This is a genomic window from Salmonella sp. HY31, assembly GCF_042604575.1.
In the GTDB taxonomy this organism is placed as follows: domain Bacteria; phylum Pseudomonadota; class Gammaproteobacteria; order Enterobacterales; family Enterobacteriaceae; genus Salmonella; species Salmonella diarizonae.
Genome location: NZ_CP170479.1, coordinates 2,514,825 through 2,541,792, shown reverse-complemented (window position 1 = coordinate 2,541,792; position 26,968 = coordinate 2,514,825). Strand labels below are relative to the sequence as shown.

Genomic DNA, 26,968 nt, shown 5'->3' with positions numbered 1-26,968 from the left:
AGGTGATTACACCGGTTCGCCGGAAGGTTATTTTAGCTATGGCGCTGGCGGGGCTGGCGGCATTAACCAGCCTGGGAGCGCTCCTTTTTCTGGCGTGGAGCCTGCGCGACCTTCGCGCGACGCCTGACGCTATTCCGGCCTGGCCGCTGGGCGGCGTGATCGGCTGCGTGGTCTTAACTTTTGTTCTGCGCTTGCAGGCGTTCAACACCTCTCATTACGCGGCTTTTCATCTGGAGAATATTCTGCGCAGCAGGTTAGCCCGTAAAGCATTGCAGCTTCCGCCTGGCGTGTTACAGCAAATGGGGAGTGGGTCAGTGGCGAAAGTGATGCTGGATGACGTGAAGTCACTGCATATCTTTGTGGCCGACAGCACGCCGCTCTATGCCCGCGCGATCATCATGCCGCTGGCGACAATCGTTATCTTGTTCTGGCTGGACTGGCGGCTGGCAATCGCGACGCTGGGGGTACTGGCGTTTGGCTCGGTTGTTCTCGTGCTCGCCCGCCAGCGTTCGGAAGATATGGCTCAGCGTTATCATAAGGCGCGCGAGCAGGTCAGTGCGGCGGTTATTGAGTTTGTGCAGGCCATGCCCGTGGTGAGAACGTTTGATAGCGGCAGCACCAGTTTTTTGCGCTATCAACGCGCCCTTGAAGAGTGGGGCGATGTGCTCAAAACCTGGTATCGCAAAGCCGGTTTTTCAGCGCGTTTTTCCTTCTCGATTCTGAATCCTCTCCCGACCCTGGTTGTCCTGATCTGGTCGGGGTACGGCCTGTTGCACTATGGCAGTCTCGATTTTACTGCGTGGGTGGCCGTTTTACTGTTGGGCAGCGGGATGGCCGAAGCCGTGATGCCAATGATGATGCTCAATAACCTGGTCGCGCAAACGCGTTTAAGCATTCAGCGTATTTATCAGGTACTCGCGATGCCGGAGTTATCGCTGCCGCTGTCCGACCAGCAGCCGAAAGAGGCGAACATTACCTTTGAGCAGGTGAGCTTTCATTATCCGCAAGCGCGTACTGGCGCCGCGTTGCAGGAGGTAAGCTTTCATGTGCCTGCCGGGCAAATTGTGGCGCTGGTCGGGCCAAGCGGCGCCGGAAAAAGCACCGTGGCGCGCTTGCTGCTGCGTTACGCCGATCCAGACAAAGGCCATATCCGTATTGGCGGCGTGGATCTGCGCGATATGCAGACGGACACCCTGATGAAGCAACTCTCGTTTGTGTTTCAGGACAACTTCCTTTTTGCCGGCACGATAGCCAATAACATTCGTCTGGGCGCGCCGGATACGCCGCTGGAGGCGGTAATAGCGGCGGCCAGAGTGGCGCAGGCCCATGATTTTATTAGCGTGTTGCCAGAAGGTTACAACACGAGAGTCGGGGAACGCGGGGTATTTCTCTCCGGTGGCCAGCGGCAGCGCATCACTATTGCCCGGGCGATTTTGCAGGATCGCCCCATCCTGGTGCTCGATGAGGCGACGGCGTTTGCTGACCCGGAAAACGAAGCGGCGCTTATCAAGGCGCTCGCGGCGGCCATGCGCGGCCGGACGGTCATCATGGTCGCGCATCGTCTTTCAATGGTGACTCAGGCCGATGTGATATTGCTGTTTTCCGACGGACAGCTCAGGGAAATGGGGAACCATACGCAACTGTTGGCGCAGGGCGGCCTGTATCAACGGCTCTGGCAACACTATCAGCAGGCGCAGCATTGGGTGCCGGGTGGAACACAGGAAGAGGTGGTGGAAAATGAAAGACAATAATCCTGCGGATAACCTGGCCTGGCGCGTCATCTGGCGCCAGCTTATCTCCAGCGTTGGCAGTCAGGCCAGGATGCTGAGGCGCAGTATGCTGGCGCTGTTGCTGGCAGCATTCATGCAGGGGATTGCCTTTGCCTGTCTTTATCCGATCATTGATGCGCTGTTACGGGGAGACGCGCCGCAACTCCTTAACTGGGCTGTGGCCTTCAGCGTTGCCACTATTGTGACGCTGGCGCTACGCTGGTATGGCCTGGGCTTTGAATACCGTGGTCATCTGGCGCAGGCCACCCATGAGTTGCGCCTGCGACTTGGCGAGCAATTACGCCGCGTGCCGCTGGAGAAGCTCCAGCGCGGCAGGGCGGGCGAGATGAATGCCTTGCTGCTGGGCAGCGTGGATGAAAACCTCAATTATGTTATTGCGATAGCCAATATTTTGCTGCTCACCATTATCACGCCGCTGACGGCGTCGCTGGCGACATTGTGGATAGACTGGCGGCTGGGGCTGGTGATGTTGCTGATCTTCCCTCTGCTGGTGCCGTTTTATTACTGGCGCCGCCCGGCGATGCGGCGACAAATGCAGACGCTGGGGGAAGCGCACCAGCGACTGAGTGGCGATATCGTTGAATTTGCTCAGGGGATGATGGTATTGCGCACCTGCGGCAGCGATGCCGATAAAAGCCGGGCGCTGTTGGCGCATTTCAATGCGCTGGAAAACTTGCAGACCCGCACTCACCGTCAGGGCGCTGGCGCGACGATGCTGATCGCCAGCGTCGTGGAGTTGGGCCTGCAGGTGGTGGTGTTATCCGGGATCGTCTGGGTGGTGACGGGCACTCTGAATCTCGCCTTTCTGATTGCCGCCGTTGCGATGATTATGCGCTTCGCAGAACCGATGGCGATGTTTATCAGCTACACCTCGGTTGTGGAACTGATCGCCAGCGCCCTGCAACGGATTGAGCAGTTTATGGCGATAGCACCGCTTCCCGTCGCAGCGCAAAACGAGATGCCGGAACGTTACGATATCCGCTTTGACAACGTCAGCTATCGCTACGAAGAAGGCGACGGTCACGCGCTTAATAATGTTTCTTTGACGTTCCCGGCAGCCAGTATGAGCGCGCTGGTGGGTGCCTCCGGCGCAGGCAAAACCACGGTCACTAAACTGTTAATGCGCTATGCCGATCCGCAGCAAGGGCAGATTTCTATTGGCGGCGTCGATATTCGCCGCCTGACGCCGGAACAGCTCAATAGCCTGATTTCTGTTGTTTTCCAGGATGTCTGGCTGTTTGATGACACGCTGCTGGCGAATATCCGTATCGCGCGCCCACAGGCGACGCGACAGGAGGTGGAAGAGGCCGCCCGCGCGGCGCAGTGCCTTGAGTTTATTTCCCGTCTTCCGCAAGGCTGGCTGACGCCATTGGGGGAGATGGGTGGCCAGCTATCGGGCGGCGAGCGCCAGCGGATTTCCATTGCCAGAGCGTTATTGAAAAACGCGCCGGTCGTCATTCTCGATGAACCGACCGCCGCGCTGGATATTGAAAGCGAGCTGGCAGTGCAAAAAGCGATCGATAACCTGGTTCACAACCGGACGGTGATTATCATCGCCCACCGTTTATCCACCATCGCCGGGGCCGGAAACATTCTGGTGATGGAGGAGGGACAGGTGGTTGAGCAGGGTACTCATGCGCAATTGCTCTCCCGTCATGGACGTTATCAGGCGCTGTGGCAGGCGCAAATGGCCGCGCGCGCGTGGCGCGACGAAGGGGTTTCCGCGTCTGGAGAGTGGGTGCATGAGTGATGTTCAGTCGAATGTTAAACCGCTGACGTTGACGACCGGGCGAGTGATTTTTGCTATTGCCGGCGTCTATGTGACGCAGAGCCTGGTATCGGCGCTGTCTATGCAGTCCTTACCCGCGTTGGTGCGCGTTGCTGGCGGTTCGCTGGCGCTTGCCGGTGCGACAACCCTGTTTATGCTGCCCTGGGCGCTGAAGTTTATTTGGGCGCCGTGGATCGAACGCTGGCGGCTTCCGCCCGGTAGCCCGGAACGCCGTTCCCGCATGTTAATCCTGCGTGGTCAGGTCGCGCTAGCGGCGATCCTGACGATTGCCGCAGCGATTGGTTGGTTTGGGCGAGAACGGGGATTTCCCGATACGCAAATCGTCGCGTTATTTGTTCTGTTTATGGTGGCAGGTACGGTCGCCTCCACCATCGATATCGCCAGCGACGGCTTTTGCGTCGATCAACTGACCCGTGCGGGTTACGGCTGGGGAAACAGCGTGCAGGTCGGCGGCAGCTATCTGGGAATGATGTGCGGCGGCGGGGTGTTCCTGATGCTGTCGGCAGCATCCGGCTGGCCTGTCGCCATGCTGATGATGGCGGTGCTGATTATGGCGCTGTCACTCCCGCTGTGGCGCATTACGGAGCCGACGCGAACAGAGACTATCCCGCATGTTCCGGCGTTAGGTTATGCGCTAAGGAGGAAACAGGCGCGCCTGGGCTTATTGCTGGTATTGATGCTGAATTCAGGCATGCGGTTTGTGCTGCCTCTTCTGGCACCGCTGTTGTTGGATCATGGGTTAAGCATGTCCGCGTTGGGCGCGCTGTTTAGCGGCGGCAATATTGCAGCGGGCATAGCAGGAACGCTGGCCGGTGGATTGCTGATGAAATACACCTCACCCGGCAGAGCGCTGTTGACGGCTTATGGCGTCCAGGGGATCGCGCTGCTGGCGGTGGTGATGACGCTCATGATGGCGCCGGGTCATCTGTTGCCGCCGATTCTCCAGTGTCTGGTCATTGTCCAGTCCATTTCGCTGGCCTGCGCGCTGGTCTGTCTTTACGCCACGCTGATGTCGCTTTCATCGCCTTTGCAGGCCGGTGTCGACTTCACCCTCTTTCAATGTACTGACGCGGCAATCGCCATTCTGGCAGGCGTTATCGGTGGCGTTGTTGCTCAACATTTTGGCTATGCGGCCTGCTTCCTGTTTGCCGGGGCATTCACGTTGTTGGCGGCGTGGGTTGCTTATATCCGGCTGCATTCGGCAAGAGAACTGATGACAAGCGCAATTGATTGATCCGGGAATAACACAGAGAGGTAAGGGATGAAAATCAGTGAATTTTTACACCTGGCGTTACCAGAGGAACAATGGCTGCCGACGATTTCTGGCGTTTTACGCCAGTTCGCAGAAGAAGAGTGTTATGTCTATGAGCGCCAACCCTGTTGGTATTTAGGCAAAGGGTGCCAGGCACGGTTGCACATTAATGCCGATGGAACGCAGGCGACATTTATTGATGATACCGGGGAGCAAAAATGGGCGGTGGATTCCATTGCCGACTGCGCGCGTCGTTTTATGGCGCATCCTCAGGTGAAAGGACGTCGGGTATATGGACAGGTTGGGTTCAACTTTGCGGCGCATGCGCGGGGGATTGCCTTTAACGCCGGGGAGTGGCCGCTACTGACGTTAACCGTTCCCCGTGAAGAACTTATTTTTGAAAAGGGAAATGTCACCGTTTATGCGGACTCCGCCGACGGGTGCCGACGTCTGTGCGAGTGGGTGAAAGAGGCCGGTACAACGACGCAGAACGCACCACTGGCGGTGGATACCGCTCTCAATGGTGAGGCGTATAAACAACAGGTTGCACGCGCCGTTGCGGAGCTCCGCCGTGGCGAGTATGTCAAAGTGATTGTCTCGCGCGCTATTCCCCTGCCATCGAGGATTGATATGCCCGCCACGCTGTTATACGGGCGGCAGGCAAACACGCCTACGCGTTCGTTTATGTTCCGTCAGGAAGGACGCGAAGCGCTGGGCTTTAGCCCGGAACTGGTGATGTCAGTGACGGGCAATAAAGTGGTTACTGAACCGCTTGCGGGCACCCGCGATCGCATGGGAAACCCGGAGCATAATAAGGCGAAAGAGGCAGAACTGCTGCACGACAGTAAAGAGGTGCTTGAGCATATCCTTTCTGTCAAAGAAGCTATCGTCGAACTGGAGGCCGTTTGCCAGCCGGGCAGCGTGGTGGTTGAAGATTTAATGTCGGTTCGCCAGCGCGGCAGCGTTCAGCATCTGGGGTCTGGCGTGAGCGGTCAGCTTGCGGAAAACAAGGATGCCTGGGATGCGTTTACCGTGCTGTTTCCGTCTATTACCGCCTCAGGCATCCCTAAAAATGCTGCTCTGAACGCGATTATGCAAATTGAGAAGACGCCGCGAGAGCTTTATTCCGGCGCAATCCTGCTGTTGGACGATACGCGCTTCGACGCGGCGCTAGTTCTGCGTTCCGTATTTCAGGACAGCCAGCGCTGCTGGATACAGGCGGGGGCGGGAATCATCGCGCAATCTACGCCGGAACGCGAACTGACGGAAACCCGGGAGAAATTAGCGAGCATTGCGCCCTATTTAATAGCGGCAGAGCAGGGGTAGTCGGGCGAGATTGTCCGCCCTGGCAGTCAGTGGCTGGTTATTTAATGTGAAGTACAGCGTTATAACAAAAATCCACGCTTTGGCGTGGATTTTATAGAGTTTTACCGTTGTTATGAGATTCAGTGAAACCTCATGAGACAACAAATTTTATTTAGACGTTGAACAGGAAGTTCATCACATCGCCATCTTTAACGATGTAATCTTTCCCTTCCGCTCGCATCTTACCGGCTTCTTTCGCGCCTTGTTCACCTTTGTAGGTAATGAAGTCGTCAAAGGCGATAGTTTGGGCGCGGATAAAACCTTTTTCAAAGTCGGTATGGATTTTACCGGCCGCCTGCGGCGCGGTTGCGCCAACCGGAATAGTCCATGCGCGGACTTCTTTCACGCCGGCGGTGAAGTAGGTCTGAAGGTTGAGCAGACGGTAACCTGCACGAATAACACGGTTCAGTCCTGGCTCTTCCAGTCCCAGTTCTGCCATGAACTCATCGCGCTCTTCATCATCCAGCTCAGCAATATCGGCCTCGACGGCGGCACACACCGGAACCACTACCGAGCCTTCTTTCGCGGCGATTTCACGAACCTGGTCCAGATACGGGTTGTTTTCAAAACCGTCTTCATTGACGTTAGCGATATACATTGTGGGCTTCAACGTCAGGAAGCTTAAATAGCGGATAGCCGCTTTATCTTCATCCGTCAGGTCCAGCGAGCGCAGCATCCCCGCTTCGGCCAGGTGCGGCAGGCATTTCTCCAGCGCAGCCAGTTCTGCTTTTGCGTCTTTATCGCCGCCTTTTGCTTTCTTTTGCACGCGATGGATGGCACGTTCGCACGTATCGAGGTCAGCCAACGCCAGTTCGGTATTGATAACATCAATATCTTCTGCCGGGTTTACTTTACCCGCCACGTGGATGATATTGTCGTTCTCAAAGCAGCGAACAACGTGACCGATAGCTTCGGTTTCACGGATGTTGGTCAGGAACTGATTGCCCAATCCTTCGCCTTTGGACGCGCCTTTTACCAGACCAGCGATATCCACGAACTCCATCGTGGTTGGTAGAATACGCTGCGGTTTAACAATCTCAGCCAACTGGTCCAGACGCGGATCGGGCATCGGTACGACACCGGTATTCGGTTCGATGGTGCAGAACGGAAAGTTTGCCGCTTCAATACCGGCTTTTGTCAGCGCGTTGAACAGGGTGGATTTCCCAACGTTGGGCAGACCGACGATACCGCATTTGAATCCCATGATTTAACTCACCTTAATATCTTAATAATCAACCTGTTATAGAAAACAGATTGCAGAAATGGAAATAACTTCGCCTATTATACACGGCGTGCGGCAAAAATGCCGCACATCACTGGTTATTGCGCCTTAAAGGTATGCAAACGGCTTGTTGCTTTGGCCAGACCTTCTTTGAACCACATTTCCGTACAGCGTGCCGCTTCGTCAATAGCCTCATCAATTAATTTTTGTTCAGAAACAGGGGGCTTACCCAGTACGAAACCAACAACTTTATTTTTATCGCCTGGATGACCGATTCCAACGCGTAATCGATGAAAGTTGGGATTATTGCCCAGCTTGCTGATGATGTCTTTCAGACCATTATGGCCGCCGTGGCCGCCGCCAAGTTTAAATTTCGCGACGCCCGGTGGGAGATCCAGCTCATCGTGAGCGACCAGGATTTCGTCCGGCTGAATACGGTAAAAACTGGCCATTGCGCCAACTGCTTTACCACTGAGGTTCATGAACGTGGTGGGTACCAGCAGGCGAACATCTTCCCCTTCCAGCATGATGCGTGAGGTATAGCCAAAGAATTTAGGCTCTTCACGCAACGGTGCACGCAGACGCTCCGCCAGTAAATCGACGTACCATGCGCCTGCATTGTGTCGCGTCGCGGCATATTCCGCACCGGGATTCGCCAGACCAACAATCAATTTAATTGCCACGTTTTTTTGTCCTGAGTAGATCCATAACTGGCGCGTAGTTTACTGTCTGTCTGCCCGCTTGACAAAATACAGCGACACTCTGAAGTAAATTAAATAATTGCCAGTGAAAATTATTAAAAAAGTAAACTGTTCAGTGTGTTATTTGTAAAGTTTTGTTAAATGAAACTTTACATTTGTGATCGCACCCGCACTTACAAACGGCAGTGTTGTCTATACTTTACACATAAAGTTTAGGGGGATTTCCTTAAAACAACCCAAAAGTTCCGGAGGTGACATATGAAACGCAAAAACGCTTCGTTATTCGGTAACGTGCTGATGGGGTTGGGGCTGGCAGTGATGGTTGTCGGCGTTGGTTACTCTATTTTAAACCAATTGCCGCAGTTTAATTTGCCGCAATTTTTTGCACATGGCGCTGTACTCAGCATTTTTGTCGGTGCGGTTCTTTGGCTGGCGGGTGCTCGCGTAGGGGGGCATGAGCAGGTGAGCGACAAATACTGGTGGGTACGTCACTATGACAAACGTTGCCGCCGTAACGACAATCGTCGTCATAGCTAACCGGTTCAGGCCCGGTAAGCGTTATCGCCACCGGGCATTGCCCATTAACTGCTCAAGTCTGCTAACGCCGCTGTCCTGTTCGGGAAGAAGGTCAGACGGCCTGGAATGGGTTTGATACCGGCGCGCGCCATTGTGCGCAGTGGTTGGAACTCCAGGTTACTGATACGCAATTCGCAACCCTCCGGCAGACGTTTCACAAAACGCTGAAAAGCATCCAGCCCGCCTGCATCCAGCACTGGCACTGCATCCCATTTCAAAACCACGATACGTTTACCGTTAATACGCGACTCAAGCTCGGTAAACAGCCCTTCCGCCGCGGCGAAAAAGAGCGGACCGATAACGCGCAGCACCAGCACATCATCAGGCACATCGACATTGACTGGCGCAAGTCGTGTCATACGCGCAATACGGCGCATAAATAGCAGGGAGGCAAGAACAATCCCCACGCTGATGGCGATGACCATATCAAACAGTACCGTTAATGACATGCACAGCAGCATAACGATGATGTCATCTTTCGGCGCATGGCGTAACAGATCCACCACTTTATGGGCTTCACTCATATTCCATGCCACCATCAGCAGTAGCGCCGCCATCGCGGAAAGCGGCAGCCAGGAGAGTAGCGGAGCCAAGACCAGTAGCGCCAGAATGACCAGGATGGCGTGAATCACCGCCGAGACGGGAGAGGTTGCGCCAGCGCGGACGTTGGCGGCAGAGCGGGCAATCGCGGCGGTGGCGGTGATGCCGCCAAAGAACGGCGCGACCATATTCCCCAGCCCCTGGCCGATAAGTTCGCTGTTCGCTTTATGTTTGGTGCCGGTCATGCCGTCCAGCACGACGGCGCAGAGCAATGATTCGATTGCCCCTAGCATTGCCATCGAGAAGGCCGCCGGCAACAGCGCGCGCAGTGAATCCCAGCTTAGCGTGAAATCGGAGCCAGGAAGATTCCACGGCAGCACCAGTTGCGGCAGGAGCTGCGGGATGCCGTTGCCCCGGGTGCCGTCAGCCAGAACGTAGTGGAACTGTGAACCGATAGTCGCCACATTGCCGCCCAGCAGATTAACGATCCCCATCACGGCGCAACCGGCCAGCAGCGCGGGAAGATGTCCCGGCAGACGAATGCCGAGACGCGGCCAGAAAATCAACGTTCCCAGCGTCACCACGCCAATGGCGGCATCGCCAATATTGACGGTGGGCAACGCCATAAACAGCGCGCCGACTTTCTGCAAATAGTGCTCAGGCACATGTGCCATCTGCAGACCAAGAAAATCTTTAATCTGCATGGTACCGATGGTAATACCAATCCCTGAGGTAAAACCCAACGTGACCGACACCGGGATATATTCAATCAATCGCCCCAGTCTCGCCAGGCCGAAAAGGATCAGGAAGAAGCCCGACATCAGCGTGGCGACCAGTAGACCCGCCAGACCAAACTGCTGCGACACCGGATACAAAATCACCACAAACGCGGCGGTAGGGCCGGAAACGCTAAAGCGCGAGCCGCCGGTTAGCGCGATCACGATCCCGGCGACAGCGGAGGTATAGAGGCCATATTGCGGCGCAACGCCACTGCCAATTGCCAGCGCCATCGCCAGCGGGATAGCAATAATCCCGACGGTGATCCCGGCTATCACATCGCGGGTGAACCGGGAGGCGGTATATTTTTCTTTCCAGCAAGCATCGATGAGAGCGCGGAAAGGCATCACATGTGAGGAAAATAATTTGTTCACAATAATGTTTCATCCATGAGCGCATCATCTGTCAACTAAATGGCAGGTGAAGGAGGCATAAGTCATACAAAAGGGTATTACAGACAAAAAAACCCGCCGCAGCGGGTTTTAGATCCGGGTTCGATCAATGCTCGAACATGGCGGAAATCGATTCTTCGTTGCTGATACGGCGAATCGCTTCGGCCAGCATACCTGACAGGGTCAAGGTACGCACGTTCGGCAGTGCTTTGATTTCGTCGGTCAGCGGAATGGTGTCGCAGACAACGACTTCGTCAATGACGGAGTTGCGCAGGTTGTTTGCCGCATTGCCTGAGAAGATCGGGTGCGTCGCGTAAGCAAACACGCGTTTAGCGCCACGTTCTTTCAATGCTTCTGCTGCTTTGCACAGAGTACCGCCGGTATCGATCATATCGTCAACCAGCACGCAGTCACGGCCAGCGACGTCGCCGATGATGTGCATCACCTGAGAAACGTTCGCACGCGGACGACGTTTATCAATGATAGCCATATCGGTATCGTTCAGCAGCTTAGCGATAGCGCGGGCACGAACCACGCCGCCGATATCCGGGGAAACCACGATCGGGTTATCCAGATTCAGTTGCAGCATATCTTCGAGCAGGATTGGGCTACCGAACACGTTATCAACCGGAACGTCAAAGAAGCCCTGGATCTGTTCAGCATGCAGGTCTACGGTGAGAACGCGGTCAACGCCGACGCTGGACAGGAAGTCAGCGACAACTTTTGCGGTAATCGGCACACGGGCGGAACGTACGCGACGGTCCTGACGTGCATAGCCAAAGTAGGGGATAACGGCGGTGATACGACCTGCGGAAGCACGACGCAGGGCATCAACCATAACGACCAATTCCATCAGGTTGTCGTTGGTTGGGGCACAAGTGGACTGGATGATGAAAATATCACCACCGCGTACATTTTCGTTGATTTGTACGCTGACTTCGCCGTCGCTAAAGCGACCTACGGCGGCGTCGCCGAGAGAAGTGTACAGGCGGTTGGCAATACGTTGTGCTAGTTCCGGGGTGGCGTTACCAGCAAAAAGCTTCATATCAGGCACGAGAAGAACCTCAGGCATGCGTCCATTGGTGGAAAAGATTTGCCGAAAACTGTGCGGGCCAGGCAAAATCCTATCCAGGCGGTGTATTAAAGAGCGCGATGCAACGTCTGGAACAAGGTGACGTTGTCACCGAAGCTCAGCTTGCCCGGCTTACTCATCTTCATTCACGTTTCATGTGCGCTGGCATCGATGCCTCACACCAGTCAAATACGGCGTATATGACTGGCGACTCGTCATTTCGCCATCTTCCTGAAACCCGAATGCTTTAAAGTAACTCTCGATGCAATGGGGAGAGGTTGACACCCTTCGCCACAAAAGCATTGAGCCATTCCGGGGCTTGCTCAAGCACCTGGCGAGCACAAGACTCTGTATCGAATTCAGCAAAGACACAGGCCCCTGTCCCAGTCAGGCGCGACGGCGCGTATTCTAACAGCCAGGAAAGCGCCGCATCAACCTCGCGAAAACGTTTTCTTGCGATAACCTCGCAATCATTGCCGAATTCACATTTTAGTAACGTATCTATTGACCTTTTTGGCGTATTACGCGGCAATTGAGGATCTTTAAAGATAACCGGCGTCGGAATGCTGACGCCAGGGTGCGCGACCAGATACCATTTTTCCGGTGGATTCACCGGCGTTAATATTTCGCCTACGCCTTCGGCAAAGGCGGCGTGGCCACGAACAAAGACCGGGACGTCGGCGCCGAGCGTCAGGCCGAGCGTCGCCAGTTCATCAATGGAAAGCCCGCATTGCCAAAGATGATTGAGCGCCACCAGAACGGTCGCGGCGTTAGACGAACCGCCGCCCAGACCGCCGCCCATCGGCAAACGCTTCTCAATGCTGATATCCGCACCGCTTCCGGCGGGCAGGCGTCCACTCTCCGAGGCGGTTTTCATCAACAGCCGTGCGGCGCGGACGATCAGGTTGTCTTCATGTTCAACGCCGTTAACCGGAGTTAATAAATGGATTTCGCCATCGTGACGCGGTTCGATGTGTAGTGTGTCGCCATAATCCAGAAACTGAAACAGCGTCTGCAGCGTGTGGTAGCCGTCCGCACGCTGTCCGGTGATATATAAAAACAGATTTAATTTTGCCGGAGAAGGCCAGTGGGTCATCATTTCACAATCCAGTTATCCATTTTCAGCTTAATGCGCTGACTGCCGTCTGAAAGCTCCATATTGGCAGGCATGGCAGGCTGCGTTTTGCTGTCATAGCCACCGTACACCACTTTCCAGTTTTTACCGTCCTGGCGGTAGTTCACTTCGCTCAGGCGATACTGATCGTCCAGTTTATAGTCGGTGGCATCGCCAGGCAGACCGAGAATCCACTGCCGCAGGCTGTTTAACGGAATCGGCATCCCGGTGAGTTTGCCGATCATCTCTTCGGCGTCATCGGCGGTATAGCGCTGACCTTTGTTATCCACCAACTGGACGTTCCCCGGCTGGGCGTTAAGCTCCAGCTCGGTGCTGCCCAGCGGGTTGGTGAGCAGCAGACGGTAACGATCCTGTCCGGTCTGTTGCCAGAAGAAACGCGCATAGACTTTCTGATCATCAGATATGTAAGCAAAGGCGCCGCGCGTCTGGTATTGATTCAGATGGCGCACCTCTTGCTGATGCTGGCGCCACTGAGGGGAATCCGGGCTCTTACCCGGGCCTTTATGCACAGGAAGCGTACAGGCGGTGAGAACCAGGCTTGCTAACGGCAGTAGACGAATCAGGCGAAAATCGGGCAGGGTCATAGTGATGACGAATCCTTGTGATACGGTGCAATAATTACCTGATGGCGTTACGCTTATCAGGCCTGAAAACTGAACCTGCAGGCTGTAAAAACGTTCGCGCCGCGATTCGGCAAATTTTTGCTATCGGTTACAGTTATAGCCTTTAATGCTAGCGCCGCCTGGTAACATCGTCTACTTTCAAGTTGTCTTAAATCATCAAATTAGCGAGCGCTGCCAATTACTCCAAAAGGGGGCTCTCTCTTTTATTGACCACGCGCATCCTGTATGATGCAAGCAGACTAACCATATCAACGCTGGTACTACTCCCGCAGACATGACCCTTTTAGCGCTCGGTATTAACCATAAAACGGCACCTGTATCGCTGCGAGAACGCGTAACGTTTTCGCCGGACACGCTTGATCAGGCGCTGGACAGCCTGCTTGCGCAGCCAATGGTGCAGGGCGGGGTCGTGCTGTCAACCTGTAACCGTACAGAGCTGTATCTGAGCGTGGAAGAGCAGGATAACCTGCAAGAAGCGCTGATCCGCTGGTTATGCGATTACCATAACCTGAACGAAGACGATCTGCGCAACAGTCTGTACTGGCATCAGGACAATGACGCCGTCAGCCACCTGATGCGCGTCGCCAGCGGTCTGGATTCACTGGTGCTGGGCGAACCGCAAATCCTCGGTCAGGTGAAAAAAGCGTTTGCGGATTCGCAAAAAGGCCACCTTAACGCCAGCGCGCTGGAGCGAATGTTCCAGAAGTCTTTTTCCGTCGCCAAGCGAGTGCGGACTGAAACTGATATCGGCGCCAGCGCCGTCTCCGTCGCGTTTGCCGCCTGTACGCTCGCCCGCCAAATCTTTGAATCGCTCTCGACGGTCACTGTACTGTTAGTTGGCGCGGGCGAAACTATTGAACTGGTGGCGCGTCACCTGCGCGAGCATAAAGTACAAAAGATGATTATCGCCAACCGAACCCGCGAGCGCGCGCAAGCCCTGGCGGATGAGGTAGGCGCCGAGGTTATCTCGCTCAGCGATATCGACGCCCGTTTGCAGGATGCCGATATTATCATCAGCTCGACCGCCAGTCCGCTGCCGATTATCGGCAAAGGCATGGTGGAGCGCGCATTAAAAAGCCGTCGTAACCAGCCGATGCTGCTGGTGGATATCGCCGTACCGCGCGACGTTGAGCCGGAAGTCGGCAAACTGGCGAATGCTTATCTTTATAGCGTCGATGATTTACAGAGCATCATTTCGCATAATCTGGCGCAGCGTCAGGCTGCGGCGGTAGAAGCGGAAACGATTGTTGAGCAGGAAGCCAGCGAGTTTATGGCCTGGCTACGTGCCCAGGGGGCCAGCGAGACCATTCGGGAATACCGTAGTCAGTCGGAGCAGATTCGTGACGAACTGACTACCAAAGCGCTGTCAGCCCTTCAACAGGGCGGCGATGCGCAAGCCATCTTGCAGGATCTGGCATGGAAACTGACCAACCGCCTGATTCATGCGCCAACGAAATCACTTCAACAGGCTGCCCGTGACGGGGATGACGAACGCCTGAATATTCTGCGCGACAGCCTCGGGCTGGAGTAGCAGTACACACCACACTTTTTTACAGGGTGAATTTACGCCTATGAAGCCTTCTATCGTTGCCAAACTGGAAGCCCTGCACGAACGCCATGAGGAAGTTCAGGCGTTGCTGGGCGATGCGGGAATTATCGCCGACCAGGACCGCTTTCGCGCATTGTCGCGTGAATATGCGCAATTAAGCGACGTTTCTCGCTGTTTTACGGACTGGCAACAGGTTCAGGACGATATCGAGACGGCTCAGATGATGCTCGACGATCCTGAAATGCGAGAAATGGCGCAGGAAGAACTGCGCGAAGCGAAAGAAAAAAGCGAACAACTGGAGCAACAGTTACAGGTACTGCTGCTGCCGAAAGATCCGGACGATGAACGAAACGCGTTCCTTGAGGTTCGCGCCGGCACCGGCGGCGATGAAGCCGCGCTGTTTGCCGGCGATCTGTTCCGCATGTACAGCCGTTATGCCGAAGCGCGCCGCTGGCGTGTGGAGATCATGAGCATGAGCGAAGGCGAGCATGGCGGTTATAAAGAGATCATCGCCAAAATCAGCGGCGACGGTGTGTATGGCCGACTGAAATTTGAGTCTGGCGGACACCGCGTACAGCGTGTTCCGGCGACCGAGTCGCAGGGGCGTATCCATACCTCCGCCTGTACCGTCGCCGTGATGCCGGAGCTACCGGAAGCCGAGCTGCCGGATATAAACCCGGCGGATCTGCGCATTGATACGTTTCGTTCTTCCGGCGCGGGCGGTCAGCACGTCAACACCACCGACTCCGCTATCCGTATTACCCACTTGCCGACCGGGATTGTCGTGGAATGCCAGGACGAGCGTTCGCAGCATAAAAACAAAGCGAAAGCGCTCTCGGTGCTCGGGGCGCGTATTCACGCCGCCGAAACGGCAAAACGCCAGCAGGCCGAAGCGTCAACGCGCCGCAACCTGCTCGGCAGCGGCGATCGCAGCGATCGTAACCGGACCTATAACTTCCCGCAGGGACGCGTGACCGATCATCGTATTAATCTGACGTTATATCGCCTTGATGAAACGATGGAAGGTAAGCTGGATATGCTGATTGAGCCGATTGTTCAGGAACACCAGGCAGATCTGTTAGCCGCGTTGTCCGAGCAGGAATAATGGATTTTCAGCACTGGCTGCGTGAGGCGGTAAACCAGCTCCGGGATAGCGACAGCCCGCGGCGTGACGCCGAGATCCTGCTTGAGTACGTTACGGGCAAGGGGCGGACGTATATCATGGCCTTTGGCGAAACGCCGCTTACCGATGTCCAGCAACAACAGCTCGCGGATCTGCTGCAGCGGCGTAAACAGGGCGAACCGATTGCGTACCTGACGGGCTTACGCGAATTCTGGTCGCTGTCGTTCTTCGTTTCTCCTGCCACGCTAATCCCGCGCCCGGATACCGAATGTCTGGTTGAACAGGCGCTGGCGCGATTGCCGGTAAAAAACTGTCGTATTCTGGATTTAGGCACTGGAACCGGCGCGATTGCGCTGGCGCTGGCCAGCGAGCGACCGGATTGCGAGGTGACTGCGGTCGATCGTATGCCTGATGCGGTCGCGCTGGCGGTACGTAACGCGAAACATTTGGCTATCCGGAATGTCCGTATACTGCAAAGTTGTTGGTTCAGCGCGCTATCGGGGCAGCAGTTCGATATGATTGTCAGTAATCCACCCTACATTGACGCGCAGGACCCGCATCTTAGCGAAGGCGATGTACGCTTTGAACCGCTCTCGGCGTTGGTGGCGGATGAAAACGGTATGGCGGATCTTACGCATATTATCGACCACGCCCGCCAGATGTTAACGCCCGGCGGCTGCCTGTTGCTGGAACACGGTTGGCAGCAAGGCGAAGCGGTAAGAGCGGTTTTCAGGCGGTCTGGTTACACGGATGTGGAAACGTGTCGTGATTATGGTGGTAATGAACGCGTGACCTGCGGACGTTTTACGCTATGACAATTGCGATGTTGCTCACGTTTCACCTTATCTGCGTTGCGCTCTCCGTCAGTTTGTTTGTCGCCCGTTACTGGTGGCGCTATTGCGGTCACGCGTTGGCCGCCGCGCGCTGGACGCGAATCGCGCCTCCCGTCATAGATACCCTGTTACTGCTTAGCGGCATCGGGTTAATCGTTAAAACGCACATCCTGCCATTCACGGAGTCGGGCTCATGGCTGACTGAAAAACTGTTTGGCGTTATCATCTACATCGTTTTGGGTTTTATTGCGCTTGATTATCGTCAGGCGCGCAGCCAGCAGGCGCGTTTCATCGCCTTCCCGCTGGCGCTGGTGGTGCTGTACATCATCATTAAACTCGCCACCACAAAAATACCGTTACTGGGGTAAGTCATGAGGTCGTTAGCTGATTTCGAATTTAACAATGCGCCGCTGTGTGATGGCATGATCCTGGCATCAGAGAGGATTCGCCTGGATTTTCCTACGCAGTTTGTCTACGACGAACTGGAACGTCTGGTCAGTCTGGCGCAGGAAGAAATTAGCCAGCTCCTGTCTCAGGATGAGCAACTGGAAAAATTGCTGGCACTTTTTTACGGCGAGTGGGGGTTCACGGACTCCCGCGGCGTCTACCGTCTTTCTGATGCTTTATGGCTCGATAAAGTCCTGAAAAACCGCCAGGGTAGCGCGGTATCGTTGGGCGCTATTTTATTATGGATAGCAAACCGTCTTGATTTGCCGTTGGTGCCCGTTATCTTCCCGACGCAGTTGATTTTGCGTATTGAATCGCTGGAAGGGGAAATGTGGCTGATTAACCCGTTCAACGGTGAAACGCTTGATGAACATACTCTGGAAGTCTGGTTAAAAGGCAATATTAGTCCGGTCGCCGAGTTGTTTAACGAAGATTTGGACGAGGCCGATAACGCTGAAGTGATCCGTAAGCTACTGGATACACTGAAATCCTCTCTGATGGAGGAACGGCAAATGGAGCTGGCGCTGCGCGTTAGCGAAGCGTTGTTGCAATTTAACCCGGAAGATCCTTACGAAATCCGTGACCGCGGGTTGATTTACGCGCAGCTTGAGTGTGAACACGTTGCGCTGACTGATTTAAGCTACTTCGTTGAGCAGTGTCCGGAAGACCCGATCAGCGAAATGATTCGTGCGCAGATCAACACCATTGCGCACAAGCAAATTGTTCTGCATTAATTAACCGACATTTTACCTATAAGTGTAAGGCGATCCTATGAAACAAAAAGTGGTTAACATTGGCGACATTAAGGTGGCAAATGACCTGCCGTTTGTGCTGTTTGGCGGTATGAACGTGCTGGAGTCACGCGATCTGGCAATGCGCATTTGTGAGCACTACGTGACCGTTACCCAGAAGCTGGGTATCCCTTACGTGTTCAAGGCCTCTTTTGATAAAGCCAACCGTTCCTCTATTCACTCTTACCGTGGGCCGGGTCTGGAAGAAGGGATGAAGATTTTCCAGGAACTCAAGCAGACATTTGGCGTAAAAGTGATCACTGACGTCCATGAGGCCAGCCAGGCGCAGCCTGTGGCTGATGTGGTTGACGTGATTCAGCTCCCGGCGTTTCTGGCGCGCCAGACCGACCTGGTGGAAGCGATGGCGAAAACCGGCGCTGTGATTAACGTGAAAAAGCCGCAGTTCGTAAGCCCAGGTCAGATGGGCAATATCGTGGATAAGTTCCATGAGGGCGGTAACGATAAGGTGATTCTGTGCGACCGCGGCGCGAACTTTGGTTATGACAACCTGGTTGTGGATATGCTGGGTTTTGGCGTGATGAAGAAAGTCTCCGGCAACAGTCCGGTAATTTTTGATGTTACCCATGCGCTGCAATGCCGCGATCCGTTTGGCGCCGCCTCGGGTGGTCGTCGTGGTCAGGTGACCGAGCTGGCGCGTGCCGGTATGGCTGTCGGTCTGGCGGGGCTGTTCCTGGAATCGCATCCGGACCCGGCTAACGCGAAGTGCGACGGTCCTTCCGCGCTGCCGCTGGCGAAACTGGAGCAGTTCCTGACCCAGATAAAAGCGATTGATGATTTGGTGAAAAGCTTCGACGAGCTGGATACCGAGAACTGATTGCGGTTTTTTGCTTGTGTAGGCCGGATAAGACGCTATCCGGCTTTTTATCTCAGGCAAAAATCGTCATCAGATAGGCGGCAAACAAAGCCAGATGCGCTGCGCCGTTTAGCACGTTGGTGCGTCCGGTAGAGAACGATATATGGCACAGCACTAACGAGGCCACCATCACTACCATTTCCGGCGCGCCTAAACCAAACACCAGATCATTACCTGTCGCCCAGGCGATAAGCGTGACGACCGGCACGGTTAATGAAATCGTCGCCAACACCGATCCGAAGAATAGATTCATTGCCCGCTGAACCTGATTATTCAGTACCGCCTTCAACGCGCCCAGTCCTTCCGGCGAGAGAATTAACAGCGCGACCAGGAAGCCGGTAAAGGCGACCGGGGCGTTCATGCTGGTCAGCAGCGCCTCCAGCGGGCTGGCATTCATTTTGGTAACGGCAATGACCGCAATTAAATGAATGAGTAACCAGACAGTATGCCAGCTGCTACTGTGCGCTGAGGGTTTACCGTGGTGTGGATTGCCATCATCGCCTTCATCTTCATGTTCATAGATAAATAAGCTCTGGTGCGTTTTGGTTTGAATCAACAAAAATACGCCGTACATCGCGGCGGAAATTAACGCGACCAATAATGCCTGACCGGTAGAGAAATTGGCTTGCGGCAATGCCATTGGAAAAACCAGCACAATAATCGCCAGCGGAAACAGCGCGATAAGATACTGCTTAATCCCGAATAAATTCATATATTGCGTTGCGAATTTACGCCCGCCCAACAACAACGAGAAACCGACCAGTCCGCCGGTGACAATCATAATAATAGAGTAGAGCGTATCGCGCATAAGCGTTGGCGCAGCATCGCCGGTGGCCATTAGCGCTGAAATTAAACTTACCTCAAGAATAACGACGGACAGGCTTAAAATAAGCGATCCGAAGGGTTCGCCGAGTCGGTGCGCTAATACATCCGCATGGCGGACCACGCTAAATGCACTGCTTAAAATACCAATAAGTGCAAGGATATTGATGCCAATAACCACTGGTAGTGACTGGCTGCTTCCCCAAAGGAACAGCACTACCAGCGCAAGAACCGGGAAAATAAGCGAAGTCTCCTTATGGCGGGTTTTCACCGCCTCACAGGCATGTGTCATTAGGGTCTCCCTTGTGCAGGTGTTAATATTTTTGGAAATAGTAAAGAAGGTAAAAATAGCAGAACTTTGTATTTTTTCAGTGGTTTTTTACGTAATTTTACGGCATAGACTATCTTTTTCTTTCAAAACCCTAAAAAAAAGCATCTTGTTTTAACCGTATTTAAATAACAAAAAGTTAATTTCCGTAAAAAGCAAAAATATCCCTCGACTGGCGTGATAACGCATTGTTTACCACACTTAATGTTTTCCCTGAAGACGGAGGCGCTGATGCCGTATAAAGCCAAAAGTGATTTACCCGATAATGTGCGGAATGTTCTCCCAGCCCATGCCCAGGAAATTTACAAAGAAGCGTTTAATAGCGCCTGGGAGCAATATAAAGATAAAGCCGATCGTCGTGATGACGCCAGCCGGGAAGAAACCGCACACAAAGTCGCCTGGGCGGCGGTTAAAAACGATTATGAAAAAGGCGAGGATGATAAATGGCATAAGAAAAAATAAATGCTGCATTACTCACGTGTTAGCCTGATTTTCTTACTGAAATTCCGCTACCCGCGCGGTGCTTAACACCAGACGGCTTGCAACCTGGCGGTGAATTGCCTATGGTCCAGCAGGTGGTTGCAAAATAAGCAGCAAAAGCGCCCGAAAGGCGTCAGAAAATGTCGTGCAGGAACGCGGGCAGTGGCGGAGATGTAAGGTGTTAACGCGTGATTTTTTAGTCAATGCCGATTGTAAAACGGCATTTGGCGCGATTGAAGAATCGTTGCACTGGTCGCGAACGTTAAAGCGTTGCCTGGCGTGAAGGAAGAGCAGGGGATAGCGAGTTTATCCTGACGCGGGAGGTTTTCCCGCGTACGGATTTAAAATGTCAGCACTTTGTCCGCAGCCAGCGTCCATTGCGCCAGCTCGACCAGCGTTCCGATTTCCACACCGTCAATCAGCGGCAGGGGGGTGATACCACGCCCATCCGCACAGGTTTTGCATAATTTTACCGGCACGTTTTGTGCGGTCAGAATTTCCAGCATTTGCTGAATATTATAGCCTTCGGCTGGTTTTTGACCGCGTAACCCTGCGGTTACGGCATCTGACATCAAAAACAGACGTAAATCGAGATGGCTTTCCTGCTCGCGCAGCGCAATGGCCAGACGCAGGCTATTAAATAATGATTCGCTGCCGTAGGCGGCGCCGTTAGCGATAATGACGATATTTTGCATGGGTAACCCTCCTCCTGGAGAAATTTTGTCGGCAATGGCGTTATGTTACCTCGGGAACCGAGTGCCGCCAAATGCGTGGATAAAATCCCGGGACGCCCTGCGGAAGAAATAAGGATATTCCTGGAAGCACGAGAAAAGGCTGCAAAACCTGTCTCGACACGTTATGGTTTACTCTGATGCCATTCCTCTCATTTTTTGTTGTAGAAGTTGCCGACACGTTGAGCCGTATTGTTTTTCGTTCATTCTCACTCTCCCTTCTCTTGCTGGCTGTCAGCGGTACGATCTGTGCGCAGGCGCAAGACCCTTTCGATCAAAACCGTCTGCCGGATTTAGGCATGACGCCGGAATCCCACGAAGGGGAAAAGCATTTTGCCGAGATGGCCAAAGCGTTTGGCGAAGCCAGCATGAAAAATAACGCTCTGGATACCGGTGAACAGGCGCGGCAATTTGCTTTCGGACAGGTGCGTGATGTGGTCAGCGAGCAGGTTAACCAGCAGCTTGAAAGCTGGCTGTCGGCCTGGGGCAGCGCCAGCGTTGATGTTAACGTCGATAACGAAGGTCATTTTAATGGCAGTCGCGGAAGCTGGTTTATCCCTTTACAGGATAAACAGCGTTATTTGACCTGGAGCCAGCTTGGTCTTACGCAACAGACTGACGGACTGGTAAGCAACATTGGCGTGGGGCAGCGCTGGGCGCAGGATGGCTGGTTTCTTGGCTATAACACCTTTTACGATAATCTGCTGGATGAAAACCTGCAGCGCGCCGGCTTTGGCGCGGAGGCGTGGGGAGAATATTTGCGTTTATCCGCCAACTATTATCAGCCTTTTGCCGACTGGCAGACGCATACAGCGACCTTAGAACAACGAATGGCGCGCGGGTATGATATCAACGCGCAAATGCGGCTGCCGTTTTACCAGCATATCAATACCAGCGTTAGCCTGGAGCAGTACTTTGGCGATAGCGTGGATCTGTTTGACTCCGGTACGGGGTATCACAATCCTGTCGCGTTAAAACTGGGTCTCAACTATACGCCAGTACCTTTGCTTACCGTGACCGCCCAGCACAAACAGGGCGAGAGCGGGGTCAGCCAGAATAACCTGGGACTGATGCTTAACTACCGCTTCGGCGTGTCGCTCAAAAAGCAGCTTGCCGCCAGTGAAGTGGCGCAAAGCCAGTCATTACGCGGTAGCCGCTATGATACGCCGCAACGTAACTCGCTGCCGACAATGGAGTATCGACAGCGTAAAACGTTAACGGTTTTTCTGGCGACGCCGCCCTGGGATCTTACGTCTGGCGAGACGGTGGCGTTAAAATTACAGGTGCGCAGCGTGCACGGCATTCGCCATTTGAACTGGCAGGGCGATACACAGGCATTAAGTTTGACGGCGGGAGCGGACACCGGCAGTACCGAGGGCTGGACAATCATTATGCCGGCCTGGGATCACCGCGAAGGCGCGGCAAATCGCTGGCGTTTATCGGTGGTTGTTGAAGATGAAAAAGGTCAGCGTGTCTCTTCCAATGAGATCACGCTCGCGCTGACTGAACCGTTTATCACGATGCCGGACGATAATCCGCATTGGCAACAGTTCCGGGAGCAATAATTAAAAGATGCGTTCCTGATGCACCCAGACGGCGGCTTCCACGCGCGACTTCAGCTTCATTTTTTTGAGCATATGTTTCACATGCACCTTGACCGTACTTTCGGTGATATCCAGACGCCGGGCAATCATCTTATTCGGCAATCCCTGCGCGATGAGCTTCAGAATATCGCGCTCACGCGGGGTGAGTTGCGTCACATCGCGATCGGTGGTGGCGCGGTTGGCCCGCAGGCTGGCCGCCAGTACCGGCGTTAACGCTTCACTTAATACCATTTCTCCGGCGGCGGCCTGTTGTAACGCTTTGAGCAAGTCCTCAGGCTCCATATCTTTCAACAGATAACCATCCGCGCCGCGCTTTAGCGCCGTGACGACATCTTCTTCATGGTTGGATACGCTGAAAACGACAATACGCCCTGACAGCGCTTTTTCGCGTAATTTATCCAGCGTTTCGAGACCATTCATTCCCGGCATATTCAAATCAAGGAGGATAAGGTCGGGATCGAGCGATTCCGCCAGGTCAATACCCTGCTCACCGTTGCTGGCTTCTCCGACCACGCTGATATCGGGCCCATACTCACAAGCTGCTTTACACCCGTCCGTAGCATCGGATGGTCGTCGATTAACAGGATGGTTGCCGATTCCTGATTATTCATGGGTATCTCCCTGGGTTTCTGTGAAGTTTGTTTCTGGAATAAAAGTAACAGTGATCTCTGTTCCGCCAGTCTCACGTCGACGTACCTGGCAATCGCCGCGCAGGCTTTGCGCCCGATCGCGCATGATGATCATGCCGTAGTGATTACTGCGTTCAGCGTTTTTCGGGACGCCGCAGCCATTATCCTGCACTTTTAGTTTGACCTGTTTGTCACATTGCGTCATGTCACCACCACATCGTCGGCATGAGAGTGTTTAAGGGCGTTGCTGAGGGCTTCCCTGGCAATTTGCAGCAGGTGTATCGCCTGGTGTGACGGCACCAGACGGGGGGGAAGCTGATAATCCAGTTTTACCGTAAAGCCAAACCGGGCGCTGAACTCCTGGCAGCTTGCCTCCAGCGCCGGACGTAGCCCGGGTTCCGTCAACTGTAACCGGAAAGTGGTTAACAGTTCGCGCAGTTGCGCCCAGGAGCAGTTCAGCTCGTTGCGAATTTGGCTGAGTAACTCACGGCTGCTTTCCGGTAACGCGTCGCCCTGCATTTGAAGGCAGCTTACCTGCATCTTCATACATGAGAGCGACTGGGCAATAGAATCATGCAGTTCGCGGGCAATGGTGGCACGCTCTTCCATGACAATCAACTGCTGCTGGCGCTCCTGATGCCTGTCGAGTGCCAGAGTCGCGGTAAGCTGTTCAACCAACGTATCCACCAGTTGCTGCTGATCGTGGTTGAGATGGCGTCCATAGGGCAGCGTCGCCAGCAAAATACCGTATTGGGTGTGAGAGTCGGTGAGCCGCCATTTTAAGGTTGTGCCGCCATTTATCATCGGCAGGGCGCTACGTGGGCAAAGATGGCAGCCTTTATCATCGCAACTGATGTCCGACTGACAGGTAAATTCCTGGTGATTATCTTCATCTTCCAGGTCATAGACTCGCAGTTCAATATCATGCAACTGGGTTAAATTTTGCAGGCCATTCAGTACCGGTGAAAGACGTTCACATAGCGGAGCCTGTGAATGCAGTCGGCGGTTGGCTTGCCACAAAAACGAGAGAATCAGATTTTTTTGTTCCAGACCGGCTGTTTTTTCCTGTACGCGCTGTTCCAGTACCGCATAGCTTTCGGCCAGTTCTTCAGACATATTATTAAGCGCTGAACCCAGCGCTGCCATTTCATTGCGTCCACTGATATTGGCACGTTGGGTAAAATCGCGCTGACTGACGGCGCGCGCCATCGATAACAACTGTTTCCACGGCTGCAAAAGGCGAACACGTAGCCAGATAATCGTAAATACCAGCAATAGCGCCATAAAGATCGCCATGACCCGGTGAACTAACACCACGCGTTCGATACGCAATTCAGTAGTATGGTCAAAGGACGTCACCAGGCGATCCAGGCCCGCTACAAAGCGCGTGACATCATCTGCGACCACGTACGCGTTTTGCGCGTGCTGTAGCCCTGGCGAAAGTTCGTTATGCCAGTAATCCTGCAACGCTTTAAGCTGCTCCTGCTGCCCGTCTCGCTCAGCGGCGCGGGTTAGTTCAGGGCTGAATGCTGTCTGTTCCATCTCATCCAGCAGCTTTTGATCTTTAGCATCCAGCGGGACGGCGGCCAGTAGTCGATAGCTTTGCATACGCAATGAACCCGCTTTGTTAATCGCATGAGCGCTACCCTGTACGCCCTGAACTAGCCAGCCGGAAACCGCCATCCCCGCCACGCCGATAGCGGTAGAGAGCATGACAATAAGCGCCAGTTGGTTGACCAGCGTAAGAGGAGAGAAACAACGTTTAAACATGTCACCTTCTTTCTTCGGGGTAGTGTCGCCGAAAAACTCTGGCAAACAAGAGGGGCGTCAATCGGCTGTGCCGCTATTCTCAACGATACAGCGGAGTATACCCATACCTATAACGAGTTACTCCTTAATTGCCGCCGTAGAGAGGTATCTACGACGGGAAGGGGTAGATAGACACAGTATGGTGAAAAACCACAGCTTTTTTGCCGATAAAGCCTACTCATTAAGGGTAATAACTATTTTTAGCCGTCCGTGACGACGACTTTTCCTTTGATTTATATCAACTTACCTTCGGCAGTAAACCCTAATGTGGCAGACATCAAATCAAGAATCAGAGGTGTCTATGAGTCACTCATCCGCCCCGGAAAGGGTAACTGGCGCTGTTATCACGGAATGGCGTCCGGAAGATCCGGCGTTCTGGCAGCAGCGCGGTCATCGTGTCGCCAGCCGTAATCTGTGGATTTCTGTCCCGTGTTTACTGCTGGCGTTTTGTGTCTGGATGCTATTCAGCGCAGTGGCGGTGAACCTGCCGAAAGTGGGATTTAATTTTACGACCGATCAGCTCTTTATGCTGACTGCGCTGCCATCTGTTTCCGGCGCGCTGCTACGTGTGCCTTACTCCTTTATGGTTCCGCTATTTGGCGGACGTCGCTGGACAGCGTTCAGTACCGGTATCCTCATTGTGCCTTGCGTATGGTTAGGCTTTGCCGTTCAGGATACCAGTACGCCATTTAGCACTTTCATCATTATTTCCTTGCTGTGCGGTTTTGCCGGCGCGAACTTTGCCTCCAGTATGGCGAACATCAGCTTTTTCTTTCCTAAACAAAAGCAGGGCGGTGCGCTGGGTCTGAACGGCGGTCTGGGTAATATGGGCGTGAGCGTGATGCAGTTGGTTGCGCCGCTGGTGGTTTCGCTCTCTATCTTTGCCGCCTTTGGCAGCCAGGGTGTAGAGCAGCCGGACGGTTCTCAGCTCTATCTGGCGAACGCGGCCTGGATTTGGGTGCCTTTCCTGGCCATTTTTACGCTGGCTGCGTGGTTCGGCATGAACGAACTGGCGACGTCTAAGGCCTCGCTAAAAGAGCAACTGCCGGTGCTCAAACGTGGTCATCTGTGGATCATGAGCCTGCTGTATCTGGCGACCTTCGGATCGTTTATCGGTTTCTCCGCTGGTTTCGCTATGCTGTCTAAAACGCAATTTCCGGATGTGCAGATCCTGCATTACGCGTTTTTCGGTCCGTTTATCGGCGCGCTGGCGCGTTCGGCAGGCGGCGCAATTTCTGACCGTCTGGGTGGGACTCGCGTCACGCTTATCAACTTTGTCCTGATGGCGATTTTCAGCGGTCTGCTGTTCCTGACATTACCTACTGGCGGCGTTGGCGGCAGCTTTATTGCATTCTACGGGGTGTTCCTGGCGCTGTTCCTGACGGCGGGACTGGGGAGTGGTTCTACCTTCCAGATGATCTCCGTTATCTTCCGTAAGCTGACGATGGATAGGGTAAAAGCGGAAGGCGGTTCGGAAGAAAGAGCCATGCGTGAAGCGGCGACCGATACGGCGGCGGCGCTGGGCTTTATTTCCGCGATTGGCGCGATTGGCGGCTTTTTTATTCCGAAAGCGTTTGGTTCATCTTTAGCATTAACCGGTTCGCCGGTCGGCGCGATGAAAGTCTTTCTAGTTTTCTATATCGCCTGCGTCGTTATTACCTGGGCGGTATATGGACGTCATTCTAAAAATAAAAAGTAACATTTGATTATCCTT

23 protein-coding genes and 3 pseudogenes are annotated in these 26,968 nt (G+C 54.0%); 16 read left to right on the top strand and 10 right to left on the bottom strand.

Annotation, left to right across the window (positions count from 1 at the left end; genetic code table 11):
* Nucleotides 1-38: 38 nt before the first annotated feature.
* From ybtP to ybtS, 4 genes are read left to right on the top strand one after another with little or no spacing between them, the layout of a single operon-like run.
* Nucleotides 39-1,751 carry a yersiniabactin ABC transporter ATP-binding/permease protein YbtP gene (gene ybtP, locus ACE15A_RS12075; RefSeq protein WP_053507906.1) on the top strand — a complete coding sequence of 571 codons (1,713 nt, stop codon included), beginning with the start codon at nucleotides 39-41 and terminating at the stop codon, nucleotides 1,749-1,751.
* Nucleotides 1,738-3,540: a yersiniabactin ABC transporter ATP-binding/permease protein YbtQ gene (gene ybtQ, locus ACE15A_RS12070; RefSeq protein WP_053507907.1), complete on the top strand. Its 1,803-nt coding sequence runs from the start codon at nucleotides 1,738-1,740 to the stop codon at nucleotides 3,538-3,540. The genes ybtP and ybtQ overlap by 14 nt, the downstream gene beginning before the upstream one ends.
* The gene (gene ybtX, locus ACE15A_RS12065) at nucleotides 3,533-4,813 is read left to right on the top strand and encodes a yersiniabactin-associated zinc MFS transporter YbtX (RefSeq protein WP_053507908.1); all 1,281 of its coding nucleotides are present in this window, start codon (nucleotides 3,533-3,535) and stop codon (nucleotides 4,811-4,813) included. Before ybtQ ends, ybtX begins: the two co-directional genes overlap by 8 nt.
* Nucleotides 4,814-4,840: 27 nt before the next feature.
* Nucleotides 4,841-6,157: a yersiniabactin biosynthesis salicylate synthase Irp9/YbtS gene (gene ybtS / locus ACE15A_RS12060; protein ID WP_023247659.1), complete on the top strand. Its 1,317-nt coding sequence runs from the start codon at nucleotides 4,841-4,843 to the stop codon at nucleotides 6,155-6,157.
* A 151-nt stretch (nucleotides 6,158-6,308) separates the two neighbouring features.
* Here ybtS and ychF read toward each other — a convergent pair whose 3' ends face one another.
* Together ychF and pth are read right to left on the bottom strand one after the other, a co-directional pair.
* On the bottom strand, nucleotides 6,309-7,400 hold the full coding sequence (ychF, locus tag ACE15A_RS12055) for a redox-regulated ATPase YchF (protein ID WP_000505853.1): 1,092 nt from the start codon (nucleotides 7,398-7,400) through the stop codon (nucleotides 6,309-6,311).
* A 116-nt stretch (nucleotides 7,401-7,516) separates the two neighbouring features.
* Nucleotides 7,517-8,101, bottom strand: coding sequence for an aminoacyl-tRNA hydrolase (gene pth, locus ACE15A_RS12050; RefSeq protein WP_023247658.1), 585 nt, complete (start codon nucleotides 8,099-8,101; stop codon nucleotides 7,517-7,519).
* 276 nt (nucleotides 8,102-8,377) lie between these two features.
* Between pth and ychH the strand changes: the two genes are divergently transcribed.
* Entirely contained in the window at nucleotides 8,378-8,656 is a 279-nt protein-coding gene (gene ychH, locus ACE15A_RS12045; protein WP_023247657.1) for a stress-induced protein YchH, read from the top strand.
* Between the two features lie 44 nt (nucleotides 8,657-8,700).
* On the opposite strand, the gene dauA is transcribed toward ychH, so the two are convergent.
* Nucleotides 8,701-10,386, bottom strand: a complete 1,686-nt coding sequence (gene dauA, locus ACE15A_RS12040; RefSeq protein WP_023247656.1) for a C4-dicarboxylic acid transporter DauA — start codon at nucleotides 10,384-10,386, stop codon at nucleotides 8,701-8,703.
* A gap of 124 nt (nucleotides 10,387-10,510) precedes the next feature.
* Nucleotides 10,511-11,458, bottom strand: a complete 948-nt coding sequence (prs, locus tag ACE15A_RS12035) for a ribose-phosphate diphosphokinase (RefSeq protein ID WP_001518537.1) — start codon at nucleotides 11,456-11,458, stop codon at nucleotides 10,511-10,513.
* A 98-nt stretch (nucleotides 11,459-11,556) separates the two neighbouring features.
* Between prs and ACE15A_RS12030 the strand changes: the two genes are divergently transcribed.
* Nucleotides 11,557-11,727, top strand: a complete 171-nt coding sequence (locus ACE15A_RS12030; protein ID WP_154707545.1) for a hypothetical protein — start codon at nucleotides 11,557-11,559, stop codon at nucleotides 11,725-11,727.
* Here ACE15A_RS12030 and ispE read toward each other — a convergent pair.
* Nucleotides 11,724-12,575 (bottom strand): 4-(cytidine 5'-diphospho)-2-C-methyl-D-erythritol kinase, encoded by an 852-nt coding sequence (gene ispE / locus ACE15A_RS12025; RefSeq protein WP_053507909.1) that lies wholly within the window; start codon nucleotides 12,573-12,575, stop codon nucleotides 11,724-11,726. The genes ACE15A_RS12030 and ispE overlap by 4 nt on opposite strands.
* Nucleotides 12,572-13,195 carry a lipoprotein insertase outer membrane protein LolB gene (lolB, locus tag ACE15A_RS12020; protein WP_000174489.1) on the bottom strand — a complete coding sequence of 208 codons (624 nt, stop codon included), beginning with the start codon at nucleotides 13,193-13,195 and terminating at the stop codon, nucleotides 12,572-12,574. The genes ispE and lolB overlap by 4 nt, the downstream gene beginning before the upstream one ends.
* Nucleotides 13,196-13,508: 313 nt before the next feature.
* On the opposite strand from lolB, the gene hemA reads away from it, so the two are divergent.
* From hemA to kdsA, 6 genes are read left to right on the top strand one after another with little or no spacing between them, the layout of a single operon-like run.
* Entirely contained in the window at nucleotides 13,509-14,765 is a 1,257-nt protein-coding gene (gene hemA / locus ACE15A_RS12015) for a glutamyl-tRNA reductase (RefSeq protein WP_000173208.1), read from the top strand.
* A 40-nt stretch (nucleotides 14,766-14,805) separates the two neighbouring features.
* Nucleotides 14,806-15,888, top strand: a complete 1,083-nt coding sequence (gene prfA / locus ACE15A_RS12010) for a peptide chain release factor 1 (RefSeq protein ID WP_000804703.1) — start codon at nucleotides 14,806-14,808, stop codon at nucleotides 15,886-15,888.
* Nucleotides 15,888-16,721 carry a peptide chain release factor N(5)-glutamine methyltransferase gene (prmC, locus tag ACE15A_RS12005; protein WP_129382431.1) on the top strand — a complete coding sequence of 278 codons (834 nt, stop codon included), beginning with the start codon at nucleotides 15,888-15,890 and terminating at the stop codon, nucleotides 16,719-16,721. Before prfA ends, prmC begins: the two co-directional genes overlap by 1 nt.
* The gene (sirB2, locus tag ACE15A_RS12000) at nucleotides 16,718-17,107 is read left to right on the top strand and encodes an invasion regulator SirB2 (RefSeq protein WP_023247652.1); all 390 of its coding nucleotides are present in this window, start codon (nucleotides 16,718-16,720) and stop codon (nucleotides 17,105-17,107) included. Before prmC ends, sirB2 begins: the two co-directional genes overlap by 4 nt.
* A gap of 3 nt (nucleotides 17,108-17,110) precedes the next feature.
* Nucleotides 17,111-17,920 (top strand): invasion regulator SirB1, encoded by an 810-nt coding sequence (gene sirB1 / locus ACE15A_RS11995; protein ID WP_023185552.1) that lies wholly within the window; start codon nucleotides 17,111-17,113, stop codon nucleotides 17,918-17,920.
* Between the two features lie 37 nt (nucleotides 17,921-17,957).
* Nucleotides 17,958-18,812 carry a 3-deoxy-8-phosphooctulonate synthase gene (gene kdsA, locus ACE15A_RS11990; protein ID WP_000811044.1) on the top strand — a complete coding sequence of 285 codons (855 nt, stop codon included), beginning with the start codon at nucleotides 17,958-17,960 and terminating at the stop codon, nucleotides 18,810-18,812.
* Between the two features lie 52 nt (nucleotides 18,813-18,864).
* Here kdsA and chaA read toward each other — a convergent pair whose 3' ends face one another.
* A complete protein-coding gene (gene chaA / locus ACE15A_RS11985; protein ID WP_053528995.1) occupies nucleotides 18,865-19,965 on the bottom strand; it encodes a sodium-potassium/proton antiporter ChaA in 1,101 nt (366 codons plus the stop codon).
* A 267-nt stretch (nucleotides 19,966-20,232) separates the two neighbouring features.
* Here chaA and chaB point away from each other — a divergent pair, with 267 nt between their 5' ends.
* Together chaB and ACE15A_RS11975 are read left to right on the top strand one after the other, a co-directional pair.
* Nucleotides 20,233-20,463 carry a putative cation transport regulator ChaB gene (gene chaB / locus ACE15A_RS11980; protein ID WP_023176685.1) on the top strand — a complete coding sequence of 77 codons (231 nt, stop codon included), beginning with the start codon at nucleotides 20,233-20,235 and terminating at the stop codon, nucleotides 20,461-20,463.
* A 196-nt stretch (nucleotides 20,464-20,659) separates the two neighbouring features.
* Nucleotides 20,660-20,737: pseudogene (locus tag ACE15A_RS11975) on the top strand (gamma-glutamylcyclotransferase); the annotation flags it as partial.
* Between the two features lie 85 nt (nucleotides 20,738-20,822).
* On the opposite strand, the gene ACE15A_RS11970 reads toward ACE15A_RS11975, so the two are convergent.
* The gene (locus tag ACE15A_RS11970; RefSeq protein WP_001179794.1) at nucleotides 20,823-21,176 is read right to left on the bottom strand and encodes a DsrE/DsrF/TusD sulfur relay family protein; all 354 of its coding nucleotides are present in this window, start codon (nucleotides 21,174-21,176) and stop codon (nucleotides 20,823-20,825) included.
* A 176-nt stretch (nucleotides 21,177-21,352) separates the two neighbouring features.
* On the opposite strand from ACE15A_RS11970, the gene ACE15A_RS11965 reads away from it, so the two are divergent.
* Complete coding sequence (locus tag ACE15A_RS11965) at nucleotides 21,353-22,777, top strand: YchO/YchP family invasin (RefSeq protein ID WP_053507911.1); 1,425 nt, start codon at nucleotides 21,353-21,355, stop codon at nucleotides 22,775-22,777.
* Here the strand turns inward: ACE15A_RS11965 and narL are convergent.
* Nucleotides 22,778-23,427: pseudogene (gene narL, locus ACE15A_RS11960) on the bottom strand (two-component system response regulator NarL). It lies immediately after the preceding gene.
* Nucleotides 23,420-25,215: pseudogene (gene narX / locus ACE15A_RS11955) on the bottom strand (nitrate/nitrite two-component system sensor histidine kinase NarX). Before narX ends, narL begins: the two co-directional pseudogenes overlap by 8 nt.
* Nucleotides 25,216-25,555: 340 nt before the next feature.
* Here narX and narK point away from each other — a divergent pair.
* The gene (gene narK, locus ACE15A_RS11950; RefSeq protein ID WP_053507914.1) at nucleotides 25,556-26,953 is read left to right on the top strand and encodes a nitrate transporter NarK; all 1,398 of its coding nucleotides are present in this window, start codon (nucleotides 25,556-25,558) and stop codon (nucleotides 26,951-26,953) included.
* Nucleotides 26,954-26,968: the final 15 nt, after the last annotated feature.